Below are 19976 nucleotides of genomic sequence, written 5' to 3'. Positions count from 1 at the left end.
AGCCATCTGAAGGCGCCGCCAGGCGCCTTGATACCGCGGGCAGACCCTATCCTGTCGCAGACAGGATAGATGAAACATAATAAAAATAAGGAAAAGCAAGGCATTGATTTTCGCCTGCTTATCACACAGAAGGAAAAACCGCGTTGTGTCCTTCGGTGTCAGCCTTCTGAAGGCGCCGCCAGGCGCCTTTTACTTTGAACGGGGATTATTCAATGTCGAGCGGATCCTCAGACAGTATAATACCGGTGTTATCAGCATACAGATGGTCGCCAGAGAAGAAAGTGACGCCGCCAAAATTAACGCGTACGTCGCTTTCGCCTACCCCTTCGCCAGCCGCCCCGGCCGGAATGGCGGCGATGGCCTGAATACCGATATCCAGTTCTTCAAGCTCATCGACGTGGCGCACGGCCCCATAGCAGACAATACCTTCCCATTCATTCTGCACAGCCAGGCGAGCCAGATCCGCATCGATTAATGCGCGGCGCATGGATCCACCGCCGTCTACAAGCAAAATGCGGCCACGGCCGTTCTCTTCAAGCATTTCATACAGCAACCCGTTATCTTCAAAACATTTTACTGTGATGATTTGCCCGCCAAACGATGACCGCCCGCCAAAGTTGGAGAACAGGGGTTCCACGACATTGACATCTTCCTGATAGATGTCGCAAAGCTCGGAGGTATCGTATTTCATAGGCTTAACATTCAGTTGCTGCTGGAACTGTCAGTATATCGCTTAAAGTTAACTCCAGGCAAAGCCATCCAGTACGAATTGCGCGACATTGGTTAAAAATGTTGGCCTGAAAGAATAATACCTATAGAAAACAACACATTGATCACAAGTGCGCCTTTTACGGTACGCTCCAGCATCGGGCGCATGGCGACAGGATCCTTTTCCTTCAGCACATATTGCGCCTGTTTTACCAACAGCGGAGCGGCCAAAATAAACAGCCACCCCCACAGGTTACGCAGCCAGAAAAGATTAAACAGCGCCAGACACCCCAGCGAGCCAAACAACAGGAAAGCGTGATAGCGACGCGCGCGCAACGGACCAAGCCGCACGGCAAGGGTGTTTTTGCCGTTCCGGCGATCGCTGTCAATGTCACGCAAATTATTGATATTCAGCACTGCGGCAGCCAACAGCCCACAGGCCGTCGCCGGAAGAAAAACCGATATCGTCAGCGCATGTGTCTGTAGATACCAGCTACCCACTACGCTCAGCCAGCCAAAGAAAATCAGCACCGAAATATCGCCAAGCCCCATATAACCATAGGGGCGCGTACCAACGGTATAAGTAATTGCTGCAATAATAGAAAGCAAACCAAGTAACAGAAAGCCAAGGAAATCCGCCTTGTTATGACTGGCCAACTTAACCAGCGCCAGGCCAGACAGACAAATCAGCGCCACGACAATGGCCAGCGCGACTTTCATCTGCTGTTGCGTAATCACGCCTTTTTGCATACCGCGCAGCGGCCCAATACGATCGGGTTTGTCGCTACCTTTTACGGCATCGCCATAATCATTTGCCAGGTTGGACAGGATTTGCAATAACCCGGCAGTCAGCAGCGCCAGCAGTGCAACAGCGGGATCGAAAAAGCCCTGCCACCAGGCCAGCGCGTTGCCCACAACAATAGAGGCGAAAGCCAGTGGTAAAGTACGAGGACGCAGGCTTTCCAGCCAGGCGCGTGTAAGGCTTATCGGTTGCGGTTCAGTCATGATTTTCGTCAGCAATAAATCGGCAATAAAAAATGGGGGCGCGTGCCCCCATCAAGTGAGATAAAAATGCGTTGAGCGCGATTATAGAATAAAACGACTCAGATCTTCATCTGCCACCAGTTCATCAAGATGCTGACTGACGTATTCGGCATTAATCGTGACAGTCTGGCCGCTCAGCTCGCTGGCATCGTATGAAATATCCTCAATCAGACGTTCGAGCACAGTGTGCAGGCGACGAGCGCCGATATTCTCGGTGCTTTCGTTAACCTGCCAGGCGGCCTGAGCGATACGATCGATGCCGTCTTCGGTGAACTCAATATTCACCCCCTCAGTGCCCATCAGCGCTTTGTACTGCACGGTGATAGAAGCGCTTGGCTCGGTCAGGATGCGCTTGAAGTCCTCAGTTGTTAGCGCCTGGAGTTCAACGCGAATCGGTAAACGGCCCTGAAGCTCCGGAATCAGATCTGACGGGCTGGCGACCTGGAACGCGCCGGAGGCGATAAACAGAATATGGTCAGTTTTAACCATGCCGTGTTTAGTGGAAACGGTACAACCTTCCACCAGCGGCAGCAGGTCGCGCTGTACGCCTTCCCGGGAAACATCCGGGCCGGAAGTGTCGCCGCGCTTACAGATTTTGTCTATCTCGTCGATAAATACAATGCCGTGTTGTTCAACAGCGTCAATAGCCTGCTGTTTAAGCTCTTCCGGATTTACAAGCCCGGCGGCTTCTTCTTCCACCAGCAGCTTCATGGCATCTTTGATCTTCAGCTTGCGCGGTTTTTGCTTCTGACCGCCCAGGTTCTGGAACATTGACTGTAGCTGACTGGTCATCTCTTCCATACCGGGAGGCGCCATGATTTCCACGCCCATTGGCGCGGCAGAGAGTTCTATTTCAATCTCTTTATCATTCAGCTCGCCTTCACGCAGTTTTTTACGAAAAGCCTGACGCGCGGCAGACGGTTCCTGCGCCTGCTCTGCCTGGCCCCAGTTGTTTTTTGCGGGCGGGATCAGTACGTCAAGGATGCGCTCTTCGGCCATTTCTTCCGCACGATAGCGGTTTTTCTCAATGGACTGCATGCGTACCATTTTGATGGCTGCATCGGTAAGATCGCGGATAATTGAATCAACCTCTTTACCCACATAGCCAACCTCGGTGAATTTAGTCGCTTCAACCTTGATGAACGGGGCGTTGGCCAGCCTGGCGAGGCGGCGGGCAATTTCTGTTTTACCTACGCCGGTCGGGCCGATCATGAGAATATTTTTTGGTGTAACTTCATGGCGCAGCTCTTCGTCAAGCTGCATACGGCGCCAACGGTTACGCAGCGCAATAGCCACGGAGCGTTTGGCGGCGTCCTGGCCAATGATATGTTTATTCAGTTCGCTGACAATTTCGCGTGGAGTCATTTCAGACATGGGCGATCCTTACACTTTAGACGAGAGTTCTTCGATGGTCTGGAAGTGGTTGGTATAGATACAAATATCACCTGCGATCCCCAACGACTTCTCCACAATTTCACGGGCGCTCAGCTCCGTATTTTCCAACAGCGCGCGGGCGGCAGACTGGGCATACGGGCCGCCAGAGCCAATGGCGATAAGATCGTTTTCAGGCTGCACCACATCGCCGTTGCCGGTAATAATCAGCGATGCATTCTCATCGGCAACCGCCAGTAGCGCTTCAAGCCGACGCAGCATACGATCGGTACGCCAGTCTTTCGCCAGCTCAACGGCCGCTTTCACCAGGTGGCCCTGATGCATTTCCAGCTTGCGTTCAAACAGCTCAAACAACGTAAACGCGTCCGCCGTACCACCTGCGAAGCCTGCAATCACTTTATCGTTGTAAAGGCGACGCACTTTTTTAACGTTTCCTTTCATCACGGTATTGCCTAATGTCGCCTGACCATCGCCGCCGATGACCACCTGACCGTTACGACGCACACTGACTATTGTTGTCACGAGCAGACCCCTTTTTGAATGCTGTACAGGCGCCCCGCATGAATATGCAGGGCAGAATAGAAGTATAGATGGGGGATATTTTTAGGGGTTTCAACCCCCGGCGGCAACGCGAATGCAGTTGGTATGCCCCGATGCTTTAAGACGATTAAGCGTGCTGTTTACGCTGTCTTTGCCGTTAAGCGGGCCAATAACTACCCGGTTCCAGCCGTTATTGACGGTGATATGGGAATCAAAACCTTCAAAGGCGAGCTGGGCGCGCACTTTTTGCGCTGGCTCTTCGCCCTTAAAGGAACCGCACTGTACCATATACTGGCGTTCATCTTTTTTAGCGGCGGCCTGCGGCTTCACCGACGAGGCCTGCGCTGCTGCGGTAACCGGCGCTGGTTGGTTTTTTGGCTGGGTCTGTTGTGCGCCGTTGCCTTCGCTAAGCTGCTGCGCCTGCGCTGCCCGCTGGGTTGTACGCTGCAGCTCCTGCTGCTGTCGTTGTAATTCAGACTGACGTTGCCGGGAAAGCCGCTGTTCCTGTTGCTTACGCTGCTGCTCGGGCTGCTGGCGCGTTATTGCCGACTCTTTTAGTTGCGCCTGTCGCTGGGCCTGATTAAGCCGCTGCTGCTGTAGCGTTTGCTGGCGCTGCGCTGGCGTTTGCTCGTTCCACGGCACTTCGCTAAGTTGAGTCGGTTGCTGGCGCATATCAGCCTGCATTTGTTCCAGCAACTGCCGCTGTTCGTCCGTCAACTGATCCTGATGAATAATTTCCCCACCGGCGGATGGTTCAGTTGGGCGCGCTACGCCTGGCTGGCGCGTTTCCAGCTCTTTAATATAGCGCCAGCGCTCTTCCGGCTTAGGCGGTAAACCGTTACCGGTTGCTTTCTGCCCCGGCAACGTTTCTACCTCTTCTTTTTTATGGTGAGTGATAAACCACAAACCACCAATGAAGGCCGCCAGTACGGCAACCGCAATTGCCGCCATTACCGGGGAAACGCCGGAGGATCTGCCCTTTTTCTTGCGGGACGGGCTTTTGCGCCGTGCTGGAGACGGTTGCCCACGTCGGACGTAATCTCTTTGTGCCACTATCGTTTCGCTGTTGTTGTCATTATTCGGTTCGTCATGTTACTTAAGGGATGCCTCTTTGACCAGATTCACATTACGTTAAGCGCCTATTTTCCGGAGCGGGCGCACGCGTTGAGCCTCGTATCATTAACTCGCAATCCAGCAGGCGAGAGCCCGGGTTTACCGTCAGGCCCTGAAGCTGATCGAGTAGTAGCATTATCGCCTGACGACCTATCTCAAAACGTGGTTGCGCCACGGTGGAGAGCGGCGGATCGCAGAATTGCGACAGTGAAATATTATCGAAGCCCATGAGGGAAATATCCTGCGGTACCCGCAGGCCGCGGCGTTTTATCAGTGACAACGCGCCAAGCGCCATTACATCGCTGTGACAGAACACTGCGTCAGGCGGCTGCGGCTGCGCCAGCAGTTGCGTCATCGCTTTTTCTCCGGCTTCCAGGCTGAAATCGCCCCTGACGATATAGCAGGGATCAACGGTTAAATTATGGCGGTGCAAAGCCTGAATGTAGCCCTGAAGACGGAAATGACACAGCGGCATCCCTTCTGGCCCGGCAATACAGGCGATACGGCGATGGCCCAACCCGTAAAGATAGCTTACGGCGTTAAAGGCAGCAGTAAGATTATCAATATGTACTGTAGGTAACTCCAGTTCCGGCGCGAATTCATTCGCCATCACCATCGGCGGCAGATTGCGCTGCTCTTCTTTTCCGGCATCAAACGGCAGGCGTGAACCCAGCAACAGCATACCGTCAATCTGCTTGGTGATTATCATATCAATAAAGGATTTTTCCTGCTGATTCTGGTGCGCGCAATCGCCAATAAGCACCAGATAGCCGTAGTTCGCAGCGGTCACCTCAACCCCACGAATGATTTCGCTGAAAAAGGGATCGCAGATATCCGGTACGATAACCAGCAAAGTTCGGGTATCGCTGCGCTTTATGCTGCGCCCTGACGTATTGGGGAGATAGCCGATTTCTATCGCAGCCTGCTCAACGCGGCTGCGCGTAGACTGAGATACTTTTTCGGGATTCATTAGCGCACGGGATACCGTCGCGGTGGATACCTGCGCCTGCCTGGCGACATCTTTCATGGTTGCTCCGGCAACCGGCTTCCTGGTCTTCAACGTCTTTTACCTCGCGAGCATCTTGCGGGGGGTTAAAATATCTGGTTGGGCCACGCGATCTGTTGTCGCTTTGCAGCCAGATTTATTAATTTATTTGTACATTCTTAACAGATTACACGCTGTTATAGTTACAGAAATTTCACTAATACTGTGACTTAAGTTTAATTTATCGATCTATCTCGCAGAACATATAGTTTGGGAAAAACAAAGAAACTCTTTTTGTTTCAGTCAGTAAACGGATAGTTTCCTTAACTTTCGATAGGATCGATATCAAGCGTCCATTTAACTTTACGGGATGCCGGCAGCGTATTGATAAGCTTGAGGTTGTTTTGAAGCAGTCGTTGCAGACGTGGGCGTGAAGGGTGTTGCAACAATAATTGCCAGCGAAAGCGTCCACCGCGTTTGGGTTGTAATGCCGGTACCGGGCCAATTAGCCACAGTTTTTCATCGGCAAGCGGGCTGGCCTGAAGCAAATTTCGCAACTGTTGTAAAAAGAGCGCGGCCTGCTGGTTGTCCCTGTCATCGGCGCGCACCAGCGCATGGCTGCTCCAGGGGGGCAACATCACGCTTTGGCGTTCCGCCAGCGCCTGGTCGGCAAAAGCGTCGTAGCCTTTATAAAGCAGCGTTTGCAATAGCGGGTGCTCGGGATGATACGTTTGTAATATCACCTCCCCTTGCTTGCCTGCGCGCCCGGCGCGCCCGGATACCTGGGTATAGAGCTGCGCGAAGCGTTCCGCAGCGCGAAAATCGGCAGAAAACAGCGCGCCGTCAACATCAAGCAACGCCACCAGAGTAACATCCGGGAAATGGTGCCCTTTGGCCAGCATTTGAGTGCCAATCAATATCCGGGCTCCGCCACGATGCACTTCCTCCAGCCGGCGTTCCAGCTCGCCTTTCCGGCTGGTAGTGTCGCGGTCGATACGTGAAAGGGGCACGCCGGGAAACAGCGGCGCAAGCGCCTGCTCCAGTTGCTCAGTACCAAGCCCAACCGGCACCAGATGCGTGGAGCCGCACTGCGGGCACTGCGGCGGCACGCGACGTTGGCTGTCGCAATAGTGGCAGCGGAGTTGTTGCTGGCTCTGGTGTAGCGTGTAGTAATGATCGCAGCGCGGACATTCCGCTATCCAGCCGCAGTCATGGCACAATAGCGCGGGGGCGAAACCGCGGCGATTAAGGAACAATATCACCTGGTTATCCGCCTGAAGGTGCTGGCGAATACGGGCGATCAGCGCTGGCGCCAGCCCGGCGGTAAGCGGTTGCGCTTTAATATCCAGTACATGTTGATTAGCCGGGCGGGCATTACCCGCGCGGCGGGTCAGCGTCAACTGGCGGTATTTGCCCGCGCGCACGTTATGCAGCGTTTCCAGAGCCGGGGTCGCTGAGCCGAGAATAATCGGAATGCCTTCCCCATGCGCACGCCATACCGCCAAATCGCGAGCGTGGTAGCGCCAGCCTTCCTGCTGCTTATAGGAGCTGTCATGCTCCTCATCAATCACAATAACGCCGAGGTTTTTGAACGGTGTGAACAAGGCAGAACGCGTGCCAATAACGATAGCGGCTTCGCCGCTGCGCGCTTTCAGCCACGCGCTCAGCCGCTCGCTGTCATTGAGTGCGGAATGCAGCACCTCTGTCGGTGCGCGAAAACGCTCGCGAAAACGGGCGATAGTCTGGGGCGTCAGGCCGATTTCCGGCACCAGCACCAGCGCCTGTTTACCTGCCGCCAGTACGTTTTCCAGTACGCTAAGATAAACCTCAGTCTTACCGGAACCGGTAATACCGGCCAGCAGCCAGGGAGCAAACTGCCCGGCTTCGCTGTGGATAGCGCCGACAGCGGTTGCCTGCTCCGTGTTCAGGCGCAGGCGCTCGCCTTGTACGGCGAAGTTGCCGCGCCAGTCAATCTGGTCCGGAAGCTGGCTGTGGATATCGCACAGGCCTTTCTGGCGCAGCGCCTGGAGCGCTGCCTCACTCAGTTCCAGTTCGCTGACCTGATGTCGCCAGATATCGCGCTGACGTAGCATTGCCAACGCCTGTTGCTGCTTAAAGGCGCGTTTAAGGCTATTAAGATCGCATGCCAACCCGGCTTCGCTGGCGCGCCAGTACCACAACGGTGCGGCATGGGCGGGTTTGCCCTGGCGTAGAAGCATGGGCAAGGCGTGAAACAGCACTTCGCCAATAGGATGGTGATAGTAGTCGGCGGCCCATAGCAACATGGACCACAGCGTGCCGGGGTAGAGCGATTCCCCATCCAGCACTTCCAGCACACTTTTTAGTTCTTCGCACGGCAGCTCGCTGTTTCCGTTGACGGATACTGCCACCCCCACCATTTTTCTGGGGCCAAACGGCACGCTGACGCGGGCGCCGGCCACCACCTGCATTCCTTCAGGAATAAGGTAGTCAAAGGTACGAGCCAGTGGAACCGGCAGAGCGATATGGGCTACGAGCATGTGTGCATCCAGGCTGATAAAATGAGACGGCGGTATTGATCTTCATTATTTGGCGTACAGTGTACACTGTGAGGCGGCATTGGGGAGTGTTTGCATCGCAGGAGAGATTTCTGTATGATGCGCCGCCTTTGCTGCGTAATTTTCGCGCGGCCAAAGAACTCGCTTAATTAACTTCGCGTGGTGTCTGGCGTTAGGGCCGGAAGAGCGACGCGGCCTTTAGACTGAGGTTTCCCATGAAAAAAGATATTCACCCGAATTACGCAGAAATTACTGCAACCTGCTCTTGCGGTAATGTTATCAAGATTGGCTCTACTGCGGGTCACGATCTGAACCTGGACGTGTGCGGAAAATGCCACCCGTTCTATACCGGTAAGCAGCGTGAAGTCGCTACCGGCGGCCGTGTTGATCGCTTTAACAAGCGCTTTAACATCCCGGGCAGCAAGTAAGCATTCGCTGCCGAAAAAGGCGCCTGACGGCGCCTTTTTTGTTATCAATATTCCCACGTCTGCGGGTCAATACCCAGTTCACGCATAATCTCTTTAGCTGCTTGCGGTATTTCATCGCTGCGTTCTTTACGCAGATCGTCATCGTTTGGCAAAGGCTGACCGGTAAACGCATGCAGGAAAGCTTCGCACAGCAGCTCGCTATTTGTGGCATGACGCAGGTTGTTGACCTGACGGCGGGTGCGCTCGTCAGTGAGGATTTTTAATACTTTCAGAGGAATGGAAACCGTAATTTTTTTGACTTGCTCACTCTTCTTGCCGTGTTCAGCGTAGGGGCTGATATATTCGCCGCTCCATTCAGCCATGGGATACCTTTAATCCTCTTATTCATTAACATAGCGTCAGCGCCGGAGCGCGTGACGATCGTCTGCGCGACAATGTATCTCGCTTTAGCGCAAAATGCTGTGCCGACCGCGTAAAGTGTATAATTTTAGCGGTTATTTCGCTTTTGCTCAATCTATACGCAAAGAAGTTTAGATGTCCAGATGTATTGACGTCTATTATCGCAGTGTTTACTCTGTGGCCAGACTTTTTTTATCTCAGCCAGGACCGATTCTATGACGCGCAAGCAGGCCACCATCGCAGTACGTAGCGGTTTAAACGTCGACGAGCAGTACGGCTGCGTCGTCCCGCCCATTCATCTTTCCAGCACATATAACTTTATCGACTTTAACAAACCGCGTACTCACGACTATTCGCGTCGCGGCAATCCGACGCGTGATGTGGTTCAGCGTGCGCTGGCGGAGCTGGAGAGCGGCGCGGACGCCGTATTGACAAATACCGGCATGTCAGCCCTTCACCTGATAACCACCGTTTTCCTGAAACCGGGTGATGTGCTGGTGGCGCCGCATGATTGCTATGGCGGCAGCTATCGCCTGTTTGACAGTATGGCGAAGCGCGGTTGCTATCGCGTATTGTTCGTCGATCAGGGCGATGAGGCGGCGCTGGCGGCGGCGCTGGCCGAAAAACCGAAGCTGGTATTAGTGGAAACGCCGAGCAACCCGCTGCTGCGCGTGGTGGATATTGAGAAAATCTGCCGGCTCGCGCGCAATGCCGGCGCCGTGAGCGTGGTGGATAACACCTTCCTTAGCCCGGCGTTACAAAACCCGCTGACGCTGGGGGCGGATCTGGCGCTGCACTCCTGCACTAAATACCTCAACGGCCACTCAGATGTGGTGGCGGGCGTGGTTATCGCAAACGATCCTGATATGGCCGCCGAGTTGGCCTGGTGGGCAAATAATATTGGCGTTACCGGCAGCGCATTTGACAGTTACCTGCTTTTGCGCGGCCTGCGCACGCTTGTGCCGCGTATGGAAATGGCGCAACGTAACGCGCTGGCGCTGATAAAGTATTTGCAAACGCAGCCGCTGGTGAAGCGCCTTTATCATCCGTCGCTACCGGAAAACGCAGGGCACGAAATAGCCGTGCGTCAGCAAAAAGGTTTTGGCGCGATGCTTAGTTTTGAGCTAAACGGCGATGAACAAATGATTCGCCGCTTCCTGGGCGGGCTGACGCTATTTACGCTGGCGGAGTCGCTGGGCGGCGTAGAGAGTCTTATCTCCCATAGCGCGACAATGACGCACGCGGGAATGGCGCCTGAAGCGCGCGCCGCCGCCGGAATATCAGAAACGCTGCTGCGCATTTCAACCGGTATCGAAGACAGTGAAGATTTAATCGCCGACCTGGACAACGCGTTCCGGATCGCCGCCAAGAGGTAAGCATGAGTATTTCAGCGCAGGCAGGAGCGAAGGCTCGCCAACTGCATAAATTTGGCGGCAGTAGTCTTGCCGATGTGAAGTGTTACCTGCGCGTTGCGGGCATTATGGCCGGATATTCCCGCCCCGGCGATATGATGGTGGTTTCGGCCGCAGGCAGCACTACCAACCAGTTGATTAACTGGCTGAAGCTAAGCCAGAGCGATCGTATTGCCGCCTGCCAGGTACAGCAGGGGCTGCGTCGTTATCAAAGCGAGCTTATCGGCGGCCTGCTGTCGCCCGCGCAAACCGAAATTCTGGTTGCCGCTTTTATTCGCGACCTGGAACGCCTGGCAGCACTGCTGGACGGCGAAATCACCGATGCCGTATATGCAGAAGTAGTCGGCCACGGCGAGATCTGGTCTGCACGCCTGATGGCGGCTTTACTGAATGAGCAGGATATTGAAGCCGCCTGGCTTGACGCCCGCGCTTTTCTACGCGCCGAGCGCGCCGCACAGCCGCAGGTTAATGAAGGCCTTTCTTTCCCGCTGCTGCAACAGCACCTAGCCCGGCATCCCAACAAACGTCTGGTTGTAACGGGATTTATTGCCGGTAATAACGCGGGGGAAACGGTGCTGCTGGGGCGCAACGGCTCTGACTATTCCGCTACCCAAATTGGCGCACTGGCAGGCGTTGAACGCGTCACTATCTGGAGCGACGTGGCCGGCGTATACAGCGCGGATCCGCGTAAAGTAAAAGATGCGTGCCTGCTGCCGCTGCTGCGCCTTGATGAAGCCAGCGAACTGGCGCGCCTGGCCGCGCCGGTGTTGCATACGCGTACGTTACAGCCCGTTTCTGGCAGCGATATCGATCTGCAACTGCGCTGCAGCTATAACCCAGAGCAAGGTTCAACGCGTATTGAGCGCGTGCTGGCCTCCGGCACGGGAGCGCGTATTGTCACCAGCCACGACGATGTATGCCTGATTGAATACAAAATTCCACCGCAAAGAGATTTCAACCAGGCACGCCAGGAGGTGGATCAGCTACTTCGGCGTGCGCAGTTGCGTCCGCTGGCGATTGGCGTTCATCCGGATCGCAGCATGCTGCAGCTCTGCTACACCCAGGAAGTGGTCAGCAGCGCGCTGAGTTTAATGGAAGAAACCGCGCTTGCAGGCGAGTTGCGTTTGCGTGAAGGGCTGGCGCTGGTGGCAATGGTGGGCGCAGGCGTGTGCCGCAACCCCCTACACAGCCATCGTTTCTGGCAGCAGCTTAACGATCAGCCGCTGGAGTTTATCTGGCAATCGGAGGAGGGAATCAGCCTTGTGGCGGTGCTGCGCGTGGGGCCAACGCAAAGCCTGGTCCAGGGTTTGCACCAGTCATTATTCCGCGCCGAAAAACGCATTGGCCTGATGTTGTTCGGTAAGGGCAATATTGGTTCACGCTGGCTGGAACTGTTCGCGCGCGAGCAGGAAACGCTTTCAGCCCGCACCGGGTTTGAGTTTGTGCTGGCAGGCGTGGTGGATAGCCAGCGCAGCCTGTTAAGCTACGATGGCCTTAACGCCAGCCGCGCCCTGGCCTTTTTTAATGACGAGGCAGTAGAGCAGGATGAAGAAGCGCTGTTCCTGTGGATGCGCGCCCATCCCTGGGACGATCTTGTCGTACTGGATGTGACCGCCAGCGCGCAACTGGCCGAGCAGTACCTGGACTTCGCCAGCCACGGTTTTCACGTAATCAGCGCGAACAAACTGGCGGGAGCAGGCGATGGCGCCAGGTATCGCCAGATTCGCGACGCCTTTGCGAAAACCGGCCGCTACTGGCTGTATAACGCTACTGTCGGCGCCGGACTGCCGGTTAATCACACCGTACGTGACCTGCGCGACAGCGGTGATACCATACTGGCTATCAGCGGTATTTTCTCCGGTACGCTGTCGTGGCTATTTCTGCAGTTTGACGGAACCGTGCCGTTTACTGAGTTGGTCGATCAGGCCTGGCAGCAGGGGCTCACTGAACCCGATCCGCGTATTGATCTCTCAGGTAAAGATGTCATGCGCAAGCTTGTGATTCTGGCGCGCGAGGCGGGCTACGATATTGAGCCGGAGCAGGTGCGAGTGGAATCGCTGGTGCCTGCCGGCTGTGAAGACGGCTCTGTCGATCACTTCTTTGAAAATGGCGACGAACTGAACGCACAAATGACGCAGCGCCTGGAAGCCGCGCGTGAAATGGGACTGGTGTTGCGCTACGTGGCGCGTTTTAACGCTAACGGCAAAGCGCGCGTTGGCGTCGAAGCCGTGCGCCCGGAGCATCCGCTGGCATCGCTGCTGCCCTGCGATAACGTATTTGCCATTGAGAGTCGCTGGTATCGTGATAATCCACTGGTTATTCGCGGACCCGGCGCCGGGCGCGATGTGACCGCCGGGGCTATTCAATCGGACATTAACCGCCTGGCACAGTTACTGTAGCCGCTTTTACTGCTGAAGCTGCTCTCTTCTAATAAGTAATATGAAGAGAGCGCTTTTTACATGAAAAAAATTCACCTTCGCTGAAGATTACTCATACGTAACAATCATTTTTCGGTTGACGTCATACGGCTTTTGCTTCATTTTGGCATCTGGACGTCTAAACGTATAGAAGTCAAAAAAATACAGAAGTTAACGCGATTGATGAGGTAAAGGGTATGAGTTTTTTCCATGCTAACCAGCGGGAAGCACTGAATCAAAACCTGGCAGAAATGCAGGGGCAAATTAACGTTTCTTTTGAGTTTTTCCCGCCGCGTACTCACGATATGGAAGCTACCCTGTGGAACTCTATCGATCGCCTGAGCAGCCTTAAGCCGAAATTCGTTTCTGTTACCTATGGCGCGAACTCCGGCGAGCGTGACCGTACCCACAGCATCATTAAAGGCATTAAAGACCGTACCGGCCTGGAAGCTGCGCCGCATCTAACCTGTATTGATGCTTCTCGCGATGAGTTGCGTACTATCGCGCGCGATTACTGGGAAAATGGGATTCGCCATATTGTAGCGCTGCGCGGCGATCTGCCGCCGGGAGGCGGCAAGCCCGATATGTATGCCTGCGATCTGGTGGCGCTGCTTAAAGAGGAGGCGGATTTTGACATCTCCGTAGCGGCCTATCCGGAAGTGCACCCGCAGGCGAAAAGCGCGCAAGCAGATCTGATTAACCTGAAGCGCAAAATCGACGCAGGCGCCAGCCGCGCAATTACGCAGTTCTTTTTTGACGTGGAAAGCTACCTGCGATTTCGCGATCGTTGTGTATCGACCGGTATTGATGTGGAAATTGTGCCGGGCATTCTGCCCGTAAGTAACTACAGGCAGCTAACAAAATTCGCCGCCATGACGAATGTACGCGTGCCGAAATGGATGGATAATATATTTGAAGGGCTGGATAACGATCCGGAGACCCGCAAAATGGTTGGGGCCAGTATCGCAATGGACATGGTGAAAATCCTTAGTCGCGAAGGCGTTAAAGACTTTCACTTCTATACGCTTAACCGCGCTGAGCTGAGCTACGCTATTTGCCACACGCTGGGCGTTCGGCCCACCGTCTGTTCCTGATAATTTTCTCTGATTTTGTATAGTTAACGCCGTTATCCTCCTGTGGATAACGGCGTTCTTAGTTAATTGACATGCGCTAACGGCGACGGGTTCGCTCCCTGCCATAGTTATCAGGTTTCCATCCCTACTTCGCCATGAGCGTTGCTTACCAGCCAATAGTTGCTCCACGGTCAACGCTGTTAGCCGACGACGCCCGGTTTTGAACCGGCTCTGGCTGTTTATCGCGTTGTAAACTGCCGTTAGCGTCAATGGAATACAGATCCTGAACGCCAACTTTTAATCGTTGATCGCCTGCGTCGTTTCCATATTCGCTGCCTCCCGGCGCGCAGCCGGTGATGATGAATGCCAGCAACGCGAAAAGATATATGCGCATAACGCACCTCTCATTACAGAAGAATAAAACGCCTACGTTGAGATTAGCACCGTAGCTGTATTGCACAGGAAAAAAAGGCGTAGCATTGACGGCAAAGTAAAAAGAGGAGACCAGGCCTCCTCNGACAAAGAAGGAAAAAACGGGGTTTTTCCTTCTTTATGATAAGCAGGCGAAAATCAATACATTGATTTTCCTTATGTTTTATTGCATTTCATCCATCCTGTCTGCGACAGGATGGGGTTTGTCAGCAGTCTCAAGAAGAGATCACCAGGCCTCCTCTTACGGGCAGTATTGTATCTGTTTAACGCCCGGTTTCCTTAATAGCCTCGCCGTCTGTCAGGGCGTCGAAGTCATGCAGCCCATTTTTCTTGTACGGATCGCCAATCCAGCGCGTGGTTTGCACAAATGCGGGGTTTACCAACGAGCGCGTAGGGTCATAGCCGTCGTAGCTCAGCCCTGCCAGATCGGACCAGGTATAAATCAGATTCATCAGACTGAATTTACGGTAGACATCCCCCGTGAAATCACGCGGGTGCGCGGCTTTCCACTTATCCGATGTCCAGATAAAAAATGGCACGGTATACATAGCGCGCGTGGGTTTTGCTTCATTGCGCCCCTGAATATCATGCGGCGGCGTATCGTATACCTCTTCGCCGTGGTCGGAAAAATAGAGCATAAACCCGTTAGGATCGGTGGCTTTGTAATCGGAAATCAGCGTTGCCAGTACATTATCGTTATACAGATTAGCGTTATCATAATCGTTATACGTTTCCTGTTGTTCCTGACTCAGCCCCGGTGGTATATCGCTCGTTTTACCGTTAAAAAGCGTCCATTGCTTCTGTTCCGGATAGCGGTATTTGTATTTAATATGGGTGCCCAAAAGATGAACAATAATGAATTTTTTCGGTGCCGAATCCGCCAGCGCATCTCTGAACGGCGCGAATACATTGGCATCGTACTCGCGCGCGCTTTGGGTGCGTTGCTGGTTCATGTAGTACTGCTTATCCGTCTGGCGGGAAAATACCGTCAGCATGGTGTTGCGCGCGGTCATGGTTTGCTGGTTGGTTATCCAGAATGTTTTGTAACCGGCCTGCTTCATCATATTCATCAACGAGGGTTGAGTCAGATACCGATCGGGATTTTCCTGGTCGGCAAATGTCAGCGCCTGCTGAAGTATTTCAATTGTATACGGACGCGTGGTGACCACGTCTTTAAACAGCGTAAAGCCAGGATCGTGGTCACGCAGGCTATCGAGCTGCGGCGTGGTTTTACGCGCGTAGCCATACAGGCTCATGCGGTTGCGCTGGGTTGATTCACCAATAACCAGCACCAGGGTACGCGGCGCGTCGCCCGAACTGTCTTTCAGGTTAACCAGTGGCGGCAGCGCGCTATTGTCGGTCAGCATATTTTCCAGAGCGCTAAGCTGCTTTCGGTACTGTACATAGCTGCTAATAAGCTGCCACGGCGCGGCAGGCTCCATACGCGCGCTCAGGTGGTTTACGGCCGTGCTTACGCTGTTTTTTTTCAGCGCCAGGTCACTAATCAGAGGATGAAGTATTAGCCCGTATAAAATGCCGAAGACGACGCCGTAACGCCAGGGAGTACGGAGATAAACCGGCCGCAGACGCGTCCAGAGAAATATTGCTGCCGCGCTATACATTAGCAGGATGGCTAATAGTTTCAGGCTCAAATACTGGCTGGCAAATTCACTGGCCTCATTTTTATTTGTTTCGAACATCACAAACAGAACGCTTTGTGAAAATTCCTGGCCATAAATAACAAAATAAGCCAGCGCGCCTATTGAACCCAGCCATAATATGATGCCGATAACGGCGGCTAATAGCCGTGTTCTGGCAGGAAATAAAAAGACGGGTATAAGCCACAGCGAGCTGTATAACAGTGAATCGCGTAAACCGTTCGTGCCGCTGTAGCCGGTTGCCAGTATAAATATCTGTAATGCTGTGGAAAAAAACCAAAAGTAGAGCAAAACCCAAAGCAGAGCCGCCCAGCTAAAGGGGCCTCTGGTCTGTAACTGTGGTGTCATATTTGAAAACCTGGTTAAATAAATACAGCCAAAAAATAAACGTAATAACTTAAATTAGCCTTAATTTATTATGCTAATGTTAAACCTGACAGACCGGCATTAAATAACCGGTTAAAAGGCGGGGGAAAATATAACCGGGATAATGAACAAAAAACAGGAAAACGTAATATCGCGGCGCTATTTAGTATGTTTATCTAAAAGATATATTCCTTCCCACCTGAAAAAATATAAAACTCCAAAAAGAAACGTAAATCCATTTTTTAACGCTGACAATCATGTTTTACGAAGGCCGTCTGGTCTGGAATAAAACTTCATCGCAGATCCCCCAACGCAGACAACCTAAAGCCCGGTGAGTATGGCGCAGTCGTGATCCTGGAGTTCTTCCGCGAAGGCAAGGTTACGTTGCAGCAAATTGCGCCGCGTTGTCAGCAGAACAAAGCTTCCATCTGGCTGTTGGGCCAGCGCATAGCGCCCCATATGCGCTTTTGCCTCGGGCAGCTCTTTCGCCAGCATCATAAAAGGGCTGTAGCGCGTCAGTTCTTCGGCGCTTACGCGCCGCATCAGATAGTCGTGGCCGTTAACAGCGCCAGGTAGCGGCAGCCAACGGCTGCCTGGGCCTGGGACGCTGCGGTTTAATCGTTCACGCACATCTTTACGCAGGCAAGAGATATGTATATGAAGATGATCCTGAGTACGCCCCAGGCGCGAGTTAATACTCAGCGAGATCGCTGCATCCGGCACGGACCTGCCGCGCCGCTCACTCATCAACGCGCGCGCCTGCCACGCCAGCCAGAAATAGTTTGGGGTTCGGGCATCAAGCAGTAACGGACTTTCCACACCGTTGATGCGCTGCGTCGGCATCAGCAAAAACTGCAACCAACCATGACGGTCTTTAATCACCATATAGCCAGCGGCAAGGTTAACGCGCGCGCAGGGCGCCGGGTTACCATGCCGTTGTACGTTGGGAACGCACTGTTCAAGCGCAATGTGACGTAGCGCATCTGAATGTTGCGTCAATACCCGCACGCCTGCCGCTACCGCAAGTAGCACGCTCGCCACAGCCACAATAGCGCCATATTTACGCCATGCCAGCCCCATTGCCGCCCTCTCCCTGTATGTTTGCGTAGCGTAGTCCCGCAGATTGTTACGGGCCGTCTGAGTGTGTTGCTGCATCACAGAGCCTGGGCAGGCGGCCTCGTTTATCACCTTCTTTCAGACACGCGGAACAGGCTCCGCATGGTTGCGCAAAATGCCTGGCCTAACGCCGACTAATCTGGTCAAACACCCCACCGCTGGCGAAATGCGCCTTCTGCGCCTCTCCCCAGCCGCCGGCTATCTGCTCTACCGTATAAAGCTTCAGCTTCGGAAAAGTCTTTTCATATTTCGCCGCAACACCTTTATCGCGCGGTCGGTAGTAATTCTTCGCTGCAATTTCCTGAGCTTCCGGCGAGTAGAGGTATTTCAGGTAAGCTTCAGCCGCCGCGCGCGTGCCTTTTTTATCAACCACTTTATCCACTACTGATACCGATGGCTCTGCAAGGATGGACTCGCCCGGCGTAACAATCTCGACTTTCTCTTTTCCCAGCGTTTTCATGGCCAGCAGCGCCTCATTTTCCCATGCAATAAGCACATCACCAATGCCGCGTTCAACGAAGGTATTCGTAGCGCCGCGAGCTCCGGAATCCAGCACTTCAACATTTTTATACAGCGCTTTCATAAAATCCTGTGCTTTTACTTTATCGTTATTGTTGTGGTGTAACGCATATCCCCAGGCGGCAAGGTAGTTCCAGCGCGCCCCGCCAGAGCTTTTGGGATTCGGCGTGATGATGGATACCCCCGGCTTTGTCAGATCGTTCCAGTCATGGATTTGTTTCGGGTTCCCTTTACGTACCAGGAAGACGATTGTGGAAGTATAGGGCGCGGAGTTATCCGGCAAACGCGTAAGCCAGCCTTTCTCAATACGCCCGCGCTGAGCGATAGCGTCAACATCCCAGGCCAACGCCAGCGTCACAACGTCAGCCTCAATACCGTTAATCACTGACGTCGCCTGTTTGCCTGAGCCGCCGTGTGACTGGCGAATCACAATAAGCTCTCCGGTTTGCTGCTTCCAGTGAGCGCTAAAGGCTTTATTATAGGCTTCGTATAACTCGCGAGTTGGATCGTAAGACACATTCAATAGCTGAACGTCCTTAGCCAGCGCCCCCACAGAAGCCAGCAATAGCGTTAAACCCACTCCCCATTTATTCATCACACTCTCTCCCGGCCATTAAATTTTGATAGTGGCAGCCTGCCAGAAAGCGGGAAATGGATTAAAGAATAAAAAAAGTTTGGTTATAACTTAAGGAAATAAAAAAGGAGCCACACGGCTCCTTGTCAGGATCAGTTGTACATCAGTAAAGCTTCTTGGCGCATTCCAGCCAGTCACCTTTAAAGGGACGCTTCATATTCTCAATAGCGTCGATGATATCGTGGTGCACCAGTTTTTCGTTCTGGATGCCCACGCAACGCCCGCCATAGCCCTGCAGCAGCAGTTCAATAGAGTATGCGCCCATGCGGGAAGCCAGAATACGGTCATAAGGTACCGGCGAACCGCCGCGCTGAATGTGGCCCAGAACGGTTGCACGCGTTTCACGATGCGTTTCGCTTTCAATGTAGCGCGCGAGTTCTTCCACATTACAGATATGCTCAGTAATCGCCACAATGGCGTGTTTTTTACCTTTTGCAATACCTGCTTTAATTTCGTTTACCAGCTCATCGCGCTTGAATTCTATTTCCGGCAGTACAATGAACTCACAACCGCCGGCGATTGCCGCAGCCAGAGTCAGATCGCCGCAATAGCGGCCCATCACCTCAACGATAGAAATACGCTGGTGCGAGGTGGAGGTATCGCGCAAACGGTCAATGGCCTCAACAACAGTACTTAACGCAGTAAAATAACCGATGGTGTAGTCTGTACCAGCGACATCGTTATCAATGGTGCCAGGCAGGCCGATACAGGGAAAACCCATTTCAGTAAGGCGCTTGGCGCCCATATAGGAACCGTCGCCGCCGATAACTACCAGCGCATCAAGACCGCGTTTCTTCATATTCTCGATAGCCACGGCGCGCACGTGCTCTTCGCGAAATTCAGGGAAACGAGCTGACCCCAAAAAAGTACCGCCCCGGTTGATCATATCGGATACGCTGTAGCGATCGAGATTGATCATGCGGTCTTCATAAAGGCCTAAATAGCCATCATAAATACCAAATACTTCCAGCCCTTCGGTCAACCCGGCGCGTACAACACCGCGAATCGCAGCATTCATACCCGGCGCATCACCGCCACTCGTCAACACACCGATTTTCTTAATCATGACTACCTCTGAACTTAGAATGCAAATTTAATCCCGATGCCGGAAATCGCCACGGAGAATCTCAGGATAAGTAACTATCATTATTGTAAATAGTATATCAATCACTCTTAGCTGAATTGATTCAGGTCAGGCCAAAT

Annotated in this window: 17 protein-coding genes; 4 read left to right on the top strand and 13 right to left on the bottom strand. The window is 53.4% G+C overall.

Features of this window, described 5'->3' with window-relative positions; all coding sequences use genetic code 11:
- Positions 1–205 precede the first annotated feature (205 nt).
- The 7 genes from rraA to priA form a co-directional block, all read right to left on the bottom strand.
- Positions 206–691, bottom strand: coding sequence for a ribonuclease E activity regulator RraA (gene rraA, locus JJB97_RS14035; RefSeq protein WP_238714622.1), 486 nt, complete (start codon positions 689–691; stop codon positions 206–208).
- Positions 692–783: 92 nt separating this feature from the next.
- Positions 784–1713, bottom strand: coding sequence for a 1,4-dihydroxy-2-naphthoate polyprenyltransferase (menA, locus tag JJB97_RS14030; RefSeq protein ID WP_238714620.1), 930 nt, complete (start codon positions 1711–1713; stop codon positions 784–786).
- An 81-nt stretch (positions 1714–1794) separates the two neighbouring features.
- Positions 1795–3126 (bottom strand): HslU--HslV peptidase ATPase subunit, encoded by a 1332-nt coding sequence (hslU, locus tag JJB97_RS14025; protein WP_238714619.1) that lies wholly within the window; start codon positions 3124–3126, stop codon positions 1795–1797.
- A gap of 9 nt (positions 3127–3135) precedes the next feature.
- Positions 3136–3666: an ATP-dependent protease subunit HslV gene (gene hslV / locus JJB97_RS14020; protein ID WP_238714617.1), complete on the bottom strand. Its 531-nt coding sequence runs from the start codon at positions 3664–3666 to the stop codon at positions 3136–3138.
- A gap of 90 nt (positions 3667–3756) precedes the next feature.
- Entirely contained in the window at positions 3757–4737 is a 981-nt protein-coding gene (ftsN, locus tag JJB97_RS14015) for a cell division protein FtsN (RefSeq protein ID WP_238714616.1), read from the bottom strand.
- 73 nt (positions 4738–4810) lie between these two features.
- Positions 4811–5857 carry a DNA-binding transcriptional regulator CytR gene (cytR, locus tag JJB97_RS14010; protein WP_263457972.1) on the bottom strand — a complete coding sequence of 349 codons (1047 nt, stop codon included), beginning with the start codon at positions 5855–5857 and terminating at the stop codon, positions 4811–4813.
- 248 nt (positions 5858–6105) lie between these two features.
- A complete protein-coding gene (gene priA, locus JJB97_RS14005) occupies positions 6106–8301 on the bottom strand; it encodes a primosomal protein N' (protein ID WP_238714614.1) in 2196 nt (731 codons plus the stop codon).
- A 233-nt stretch (positions 8302–8534) separates the two neighbouring features.
- Between priA and rpmE the strand changes: the two genes are divergently transcribed.
- The gene (gene rpmE, locus JJB97_RS14000) at positions 8535–8747 is read left to right on the top strand and encodes a 50S ribosomal protein L31 (RefSeq protein ID WP_238714612.1); all 213 of its coding nucleotides are present in this window, start codon (positions 8535–8537) and stop codon (positions 8745–8747) included.
- 44 nt (positions 8748–8791) lie between these two features.
- Here the strand turns inward: rpmE and metJ are convergent, their stop codons facing one another.
- Positions 8792–9109 carry a met regulon transcriptional regulator MetJ gene (gene metJ, locus JJB97_RS13995; RefSeq protein ID WP_238714610.1) on the bottom strand — a complete coding sequence of 106 codons (318 nt, stop codon included), beginning with the start codon at positions 9107–9109 and terminating at the stop codon, positions 8792–8794.
- A 252-nt stretch (positions 9110–9361) separates the two neighbouring features.
- Between metJ and metB the strand changes: the two genes are divergently transcribed.
- From metB to metF, 3 genes are all read left to right on the top strand, one after another.
- Positions 9362–10522 carry a cystathionine gamma-synthase gene (gene metB, locus JJB97_RS13990; RefSeq protein ID WP_238714609.1) on the top strand — a complete coding sequence of 387 codons (1161 nt, stop codon included), beginning with the start codon at positions 9362–9364 and terminating at the stop codon, positions 10520–10522.
- 2 nt (positions 10523–10524) lie between these two features.
- A complete protein-coding gene (locus tag JJB97_RS13985) occupies positions 10525–12957 on the top strand; it encodes a bifunctional aspartate kinase/homoserine dehydrogenase II (RefSeq protein ID WP_238714608.1) in 2433 nt (810 codons plus the stop codon).
- Positions 12958–13172: 215 nt separating this feature from the next.
- On the top strand, positions 13173–14069 hold the full coding sequence (gene metF / locus JJB97_RS13980) for a methylenetetrahydrofolate reductase (RefSeq protein WP_238714607.1): 897 nt from the start codon (positions 13173–13175) through the stop codon (positions 14067–14069).
- A gap of 145 nt (positions 14070–14214) precedes the next feature.
- Here metF and JJB97_RS13975 read toward each other — a convergent pair whose 3' ends face one another.
- The 5 genes from JJB97_RS13975 to pfkA form a co-directional block, all read right to left on the bottom strand.
- Positions 14215–14442, bottom strand: coding sequence for a hypothetical protein (locus JJB97_RS13975; RefSeq protein WP_238714606.1), 228 nt, complete (start codon positions 14440–14442; stop codon positions 14215–14217).
- 301 nt (positions 14443–14743) lie between these two features.
- Positions 14744–16486, bottom strand: a complete 1743-nt coding sequence (locus JJB97_RS13970) for a phosphoethanolamine transferase CptA (RefSeq protein WP_238714604.1) — start codon at positions 16484–16486, stop codon at positions 14744–14746.
- Positions 16487–16825: 339 nt separating this feature from the next.
- Positions 16826–17584 carry a CDP-diacylglycerol diphosphatase gene (locus JJB97_RS13965; protein WP_238714624.1) on the bottom strand — a complete coding sequence of 253 codons (759 nt, stop codon included), beginning with the start codon at positions 17582–17584 and terminating at the stop codon, positions 16826–16828.
- A gap of 160 nt (positions 17585–17744) precedes the next feature.
- Positions 17745–18734, bottom strand: coding sequence for a sulfate ABC transporter substrate-binding protein (locus JJB97_RS13960; RefSeq protein WP_238714603.1), 990 nt, complete (start codon positions 18732–18734; stop codon positions 17745–17747).
- 142 nt (positions 18735–18876) lie between these two features.
- The gene (pfkA, locus tag JJB97_RS13955; RefSeq protein WP_238714602.1) at positions 18877–19839 is read right to left on the bottom strand and encodes a 6-phosphofructokinase; all 963 of its coding nucleotides are present in this window, start codon (positions 19837–19839) and stop codon (positions 18877–18879) included.
- Between the last annotated feature and the right edge of the window lie 137 nt (positions 19840–19976).

The sequence above is a fragment of the Tenebrionibacter intestinalis genome (assembly GCF_016632365.1).
In the GTDB taxonomy this organism is placed as follows: Bacteria; Pseudomonadota; Gammaproteobacteria; order Enterobacterales; family Enterobacteriaceae; genus Tenebrionibacter; species Tenebrionibacter intestinalis.
Note: the sequence above shows the minus strand (reverse complement) of the source record. Positions and strands in the feature narration are given on the sequence as shown.

Bases quoted from the DNA above. Each gene is read 5' to 3' on its own strand.
- metB (WP_238714609.1), top strand. From the start codon at position 9,362: ATGACGCGCAAGCAGGCCACCATCGCAGTACGTAGCGGTTTAAACGTC.
- JJB97_RS13965 (WP_238714624.1), bottom strand. From the start codon at position 17,584: ATGGGGCTGGCATGGCGTAAATATGGCGCTATTGTGGCTGTGGCGAGC.
- menA (WP_238714620.1), bottom strand. From the start codon at position 1,713: ATGACTGAACCGCAACCGATAAGCCTTACACGCGCCTGGCTGGAAAGC.
- metF (WP_238714607.1), top strand. From the start codon at position 13,173: ATGAGTTTTTTCCATGCTAACCAGCGGGAAGCACTGAATCAAAACCTG.
- pfkA (WP_238714602.1), bottom strand. From the start codon at position 19,839: ATGATTAAGAAAATCGGTGTGTTGACGAGTGGCGGTGATGCGCCGGGT.
- JJB97_RS13975 (WP_238714606.1), bottom strand. From the start codon at position 14,442: ATGCGCATATATCTTTTCGCGTTGCTGGCATTCATCATCACCGGCTGC.
- JJB97_RS13960 (WP_238714603.1), bottom strand. From the start codon at position 18,734: ATGAATAAATGGGGAGTGGGTTTAACGCTATTGCTGGCTTCTGTGGGG.
- rraA (WP_238714622.1), bottom strand. From the start codon at position 691: ATGAAATACGATACCTCCGAGCTTTGCGACATCTATCAGGAAGATGTC.
- rpmE (WP_238714612.1), top strand. From the start codon at position 8,535: ATGAAAAAAGATATTCACCCGAATTACGCAGAAATTACTGCAACCTGC.
- hslU (WP_238714619.1), bottom strand. From the start codon at position 3,126: ATGTCTGAAATGACTCCACGCGAAATTGTCAGCGAACTGAATAAACAT.
- metJ (WP_238714610.1), bottom strand. From the start codon at position 9,109: ATGGCTGAATGGAGCGGCGAATATATCAGCCCCTACGCTGAACACGGC.
- priA (WP_238714614.1), bottom strand. From the start codon at position 8,301: ATGCTCGTAGCCCATATCGCTCTGCCGGTTCCACTGGCTCGTACCTTT.
- JJB97_RS13970 (WP_238714604.1), bottom strand. From the start codon at position 16,486: ATGACACCACAGTTACAGACCAGAGGCCCCTTTAGCTGGGCGGCTCTG.
- JJB97_RS13985 (WP_238714608.1), top strand. From the start codon at position 10,525: ATGAGTATTTCAGCGCAGGCAGGAGCGAAGGCTCGCCAACTGCATAAA.